This is a genomic window from Novosphingobium sp. HR1a (assembly GCF_015594425.1).
In the GTDB taxonomy this organism is placed as follows: Bacteria; Pseudomonadota; Alphaproteobacteria; order Sphingomonadales; family Sphingomonadaceae; genus Novosphingobium; species Novosphingobium resinovorum_A.
Genome location: NZ_JABXWS010000074.1, coordinates 1 through 4,698 on the forward strand (window position 1 = coordinate 1; position 4,698 = coordinate 4,698).

4 protein-coding genes, 2 pseudogenes and 1 other annotated feature are annotated in these 4,698 nt (G+C 61.1%); of the genes and pseudogenes, 5 read left to right on the forward strand and 1 reads right to left on the reverse strand.

Translation table 11 applies throughout. From position 1 onward, the window contains the following. Positions 1-434: 434 nt before the first annotated feature. A complete protein-coding gene (locus tag HWN72_RS20270) occupies positions 435-704 on the reverse strand; it encodes a hypothetical protein (RefSeq protein ID WP_211151201.1) in 270 nt (89 codons plus the stop codon). 76 nt (positions 705-780) lie between these two features. Here HWN72_RS20270 and HWN72_RS20275 point away from each other — a divergent pair, with 76 nt between their 5' ends. The 5 genes and pseudogenes from HWN72_RS20275 to HWN72_RS20295 form a co-directional block, all read left to right on the forward strand. After that, positions 781-978, forward strand: coding sequence for a hypothetical protein (locus HWN72_RS20275; protein ID WP_211151202.1), 198 nt, complete (start codon positions 781-783; stop codon positions 976-978). After that, positions 975-1,343 (forward strand): DUF4267 domain-containing protein, encoded by a 369-nt coding sequence (locus HWN72_RS20280; protein ID WP_211151203.1) that lies wholly within the window; start codon positions 975-977, stop codon positions 1,341-1,343. The genes HWN72_RS20275 and HWN72_RS20280 overlap by 4 nt, the downstream gene beginning before the upstream one ends. Before the next feature lie 192 nt (positions 1,344-1,535). Beyond that, positions 1,536-2,277: pseudogene (locus HWN72_RS20285) on the forward strand (IS3 family transposase); the annotation flags it as partial. Next, positions 1,817-1,930: a sequence feature (AL1L pseudoknot), on the forward strand. It overlaps the preceding pseudogene by 114 nt. Before the next feature lie 634 nt (positions 2,278-2,911). Then, positions 2,912-4,441, forward strand: coding sequence for a group II intron reverse transcriptase/maturase (gene ltrA / locus HWN72_RS20290; protein ID WP_211151204.1), 1,530 nt, complete (start codon positions 2,912-2,914; stop codon positions 4,439-4,441). Between the two features lie 67 nt (positions 4,442-4,508). Next, positions 4,509-4,698, forward strand: a pseudogene (locus tag HWN72_RS20295) (DDE-type integrase/transposase/recombinase); the annotation flags it as partial.

The window sequence follows — 4,698 nt, forward strand, 5'->3', positions numbered from 1 at the left end:
CCCGCACGCGCTCGTCGGGGATCGCCTGCCATGATGGGAGGGCGCGGCGACTTTGCGTGGCGAATATCAGGTCCTGCGCCCGCGTTGCCGTCTCGCTCAGAGTTCGTGACCTGGGGCCGCGCAGAGGCAGCAGGTCGATGGCTATGCACAGTGGGTCTGTTGGACGTTTCGCGCAATACCGCATCCAGCGGGAGATCGGCCGAGATGCCGGCATCGCCGTACCGGCGCCCGTCTATTTCCGCCGGCGGGAACACCGGGAGCGGGCCGCTACAGGCCCGAAAGTGCTCCCGCTCGATCGGTGCGTCATGGCTGTCGAACACCACGTCCTCGCCTGTATCAAGATCGATGACAGTGGGCGAAAATCGCGGCACGCTGCAATTCGGACGCGTGAAGTCGATCAGACGGTCGATGGTCCTGCCCAGCGGAGCGGTGTCTTAGAGGCTCGAAAGCGGGCGGTTGCCGCCGGGTTCGAACGAGGAGCCCGGCACATGGCGCGCAGCGAACACCCTTGGGTGGCCCACCGCCAGCGTCCACAGCACGGCGCAGGTCCATCGGGCGTGCTCCAGCGGGCCAGTGCCTGACGCGGCGGGAGGTCGACCGGTGCGGCCCCACAGATCGTCGAGGGCATCGAGACGCGCTTCGGGCGCATTGCCGCACATGATCGCGCCGTTGATGGCCCCCGCCTGAGGCAGTTCCAAGTTCATTTGCGAAACATGGGTCAACAAAGGGGATACCGCTCGTTAATCGCCGAGTTGGATCGTTTCGAAGAGGAGAAGGAAAATGTCGCATCCCCGTCACCCCGAAGAGGAAGGCAAGCCCGACCTCAGCCCCAAGGCCCAAGCCGACGAAAGTCACGGCTCGTTGAAAGGCCAACAACTGACGGGGCGCAACGATCCGGAAATCAACAATTCCCGTGGTGCCGAGACTGGTGGGGGAGTGCATCGCCCCGGACGTCATCCAATCCCCGTGAAATCGTGACGTGGATCGTTCTGGGTCTCGGCTGCTTTTTCTGCGGGCTGGGCCTATTGTTCCTGATCTTTCCGCACACGGGCGCTGACATTTTCGGCATTCCTGCCGTTGGAGCTTCAGCGCTTTCCTATGTCCGGGCCGTGGCGCTCCGCGACATCGCCCTGGGGTTCTATATCGTTTTTCAAACCCTGTGTTCGACGCGTCGCGCCGTCAGAATCCTGCTTCTGTCTACCGTCGTTATTCCCGCCGGCGATATGCTTCTCGTTCTGGCCAGCGAGGGCGCGAACCTGACCTGCCTGCCGTTGCATCTGGCGAGCGCCGGGTGCTTCCTTGGATTGGGGCTATGGATAAGGCGGACAGGAGACCGCAAGTGAAGTTGCATCTTGAACGGACGAAGGCAGCCGGACAGATCGTTACTCTCCTGCATTGAAGCGCCAAGGCGACTTCGTACCATGCACGAGGGTGACTAAATCAATTACGCGGTGTGCCAGAACCGCGGTTGCCGCCAGCAACTGAAGCGTCCCGGGTTTTCCGGAGGCTCCTATATGTGAGAAGGAGCTACGGTTATGAGCAAGACCCGGAATAAGTTTTCGCCTGAGGTGCGCGATCGCGCTGTGCGCATGGTTGGCGAGCATCGTGCCGACTACGGCTCGGAGTGGGAGGCGATGACCTCGATCGCCCAGAAGATCGGATGCACGGCCGAGACGCTTCGCCGCTGGTGCCGTGAGGAGGCGAGCCGACGAACGGCGCCAGCGGCGCAGGCGGCCGATGACAAGGCCGGGCTCAAACTGCTGGAACGCGAGGTTAAGGAACTGCGGCGGGCCAACGAGATCCTGCGCAAGGCGTCGGCGTATTTTGCGATGGCGGAGCTCGACCGCCACGGCAAATGATGATGTCGTTCATCGACGCTCATCGCGAGACCTGGGTATCGAGCCAATCTGCCGAGAACTGGCAATTGCCCCGTCCTCCTATCATGAACACGCCTCACGCCTTGCCGACCCCGGCATGCGTCCGGCGCGTGCTCGCAGCGACGAGGCGATGCGTGAGCAGATCAAGCGCGTCCACGATGCCAACTACGGTGTCTATGGCTCGCGCAAAGTCTGGCACCAATTGCGACGCGAGGGCATTGCGGTTGCCAAATGCACCGTGGAGCGCTTGATGCGCGTCATGGGCCTGGCAGGCGTTCGTCGCGGAAAGAGGACGATCACGACGGTGAGCAATCCCAAAGCGCCATGCCCGCTCGACAAGGTCAACCGGGAGTTTCGCGTCGCCCGGCCCAACGCCTTGTGGGTGGTCGATTTCACCTACGGTGCGCCTCGTCCCGGATGGTCCGGGGGCGTATGTTGGAATGCAAAGGAGAAAGGAGGAATGAACGACTGCCCTGCCCTCTGCTGTGAGGGGGCATGAGCCCAAGCGGCGGTGACCTGTCGTCAACTGACAGGGTGACGTAGCCCGCAGGTAAAGGGGATTGAGGTGAAGCCGTTACGCCGAGATGGTCCCCGAGGCTGTAGCGCTGGAAGGTTGAGGAACACGAACCGGTTAATCCGCATCCGAGGGCTGAAATGTCGCCTTCGCCTACACGGCTTAACAGGCGGAATGCTGATGATGGCGCCGGATAGGTAAGTCGGCGACATCCGACTGCGGTCGTACACGTAGCACGCCCGCATGGAGTCATGGAGAGAACGCAGCCAGGCCATGGCATCGGCATCGACTTGCAGGACGCAAGGACAAGGACTGCGACCGGCAGCCTCCCCAGCGCGTGAAAGTCCAGCATATGAACGAGGGAAGGCATGATGGAATGCGAAAGGAGTTGGCCCCGATGTCCACCATGCTGGCGGAGTCCCCGTAGTAGTCCGCGACCGGGAAAGCCGGCCACATGGCGAAGGGGGGCAGTTCAATCTGCTTGAAGTGCAAACTACCTGACCAAACGAGGTGAAGACCTTTGATAATCAGCGAAATGCAGCACAAGCTCGCGACATGGGCCAAGAGCGAGCCGAACCGTAGGTTCGACCGCCTTCTCAGGCTCATTGCTGACCGGGCGTGGCTTGCCGAAGCCGCCCGGATCGTATTGGCGTCAAGCGGCGCCCATACGCCGGGCATTGACGGAATGGACAAGCAACGGATGCAGGCAGGCCTTGCAGAACATCTAGCCTGTCTGCGTACGGACTTGCTGACGGGGAGTTATATCCCGCAGCCGGTCAGGCGAATCTATATCCCGAAAGCCAATGGCAAGAAACGTCCACTGGGTATCCCGACACTAAAAGACCGCATCGTCCAACGTGCGATGTTGATGGCCATGGAGCCGATCTGGGAAAGCGACTTCCATCGCCTCTCCTACGGCTTCCGGCCGGAACGCAGCGTGCATCACGCTGTCCGAACCGTGAAGATACAGTTGCAGGATACTGGTGCCGGGACGCGGGGCCGCTGGATCATTGAAGGTGATCTGGCGAGCTACTTCGACACGGTTCACCACCGGCTTCTGCTTCGCTGCGTTCGGCGGCGCGTCCGGGACGACCGGTTTGTTGATCTGCTCCGGCGGTTCCTGAAAGCAGGCCACATTGATCGTGGCCTGTTCGTGGCCTCAAGCGAAGGCGTTCCGCAAGGCGGCGTTCTGTCGCCACTCCTGTCCAACATCATGCTCCATGAGTTTGATGCGTGGCTGGAGGCGAAATATCTGAGCGACAAGGCGCGAAAGGATCGCTGGGCGTGGAACTTCGGCATCCAGCAGGGTCGCCCCATCACGGTTCGCGAGAACCGGCAATGGAAACCTGCTGTCGCCTACTGCCGCTACGCCGACGACTTCGTCGTCATCGTCAAGGGCACCAAGGCACACGCCGAGGCCATCCGTGATGAATGCCGGACCTTTCTGGAGGGCGGCCTTAAACTGACGTTGAATATGGGCAAGACCCATATCACCCACGTCAATGACGGGTTCGTGTTCCTCGGGCACCGGATCATCCGCAGGCGGGGATCAAGAGGACGCATGTCCGTGGTCTCGACGATACCCAAGGAGAAAGCCGAGACCTTCGCCCACCGATTGATCAAGGCGCTCTCCGGCAATCATGATGTTGCCACGGTGGACATGATCGATAGCCTGAACCGTCAACTGGCGGGATGGGCTGCGTTCTACAAGTTCACCGACTTCACAGCGCGCATATTCCGGCGCATCGACACCGTCGTGTTCTGGAAAATGGCGCACTGGTTGGCGCGGAAATACCGGTCACGCATCAAGCCTCTGATGCGCAAATGGTACCGTGTACCGGACATCGGCCAGTCGAAAACTTGGCTGATTTATGGTCGTAGCAATCAGGGAAAAGCTGTCGGCAAGGCGCTGCGCAGACTGGTCACAAGCCAGAAAATGCAGTTCCGGTGGCGGAACCCGGATCGAAACCCCTATATCTTCCGGGACGAAATCCGAAACACCGTTACCTCCCGCTATCATGACGTCGCCATGGCCATGGGCCAGGGTTGAATGGAGAGCCGTATGCGCTGAAAGGTGCACGTACGGTTCGGGGAGGGGAAGCGCTGATGCGCTTCCTACTCCACTCCACACGTGGGCTAGTTTCGTCTACGTGGCCTTCGTGATCGACGCTTATGCCCGACGCGCTGGAAGGTTAGCAGCAGTGCCACCGCCGGCTTCGTGCTCGACGCTCTGGAGCAGGCAATCCAGGCACGCAGGCCCGGGCCTGATGATGGCTTGGTCCATCACAGCGACAGGGGCGTTCAAGG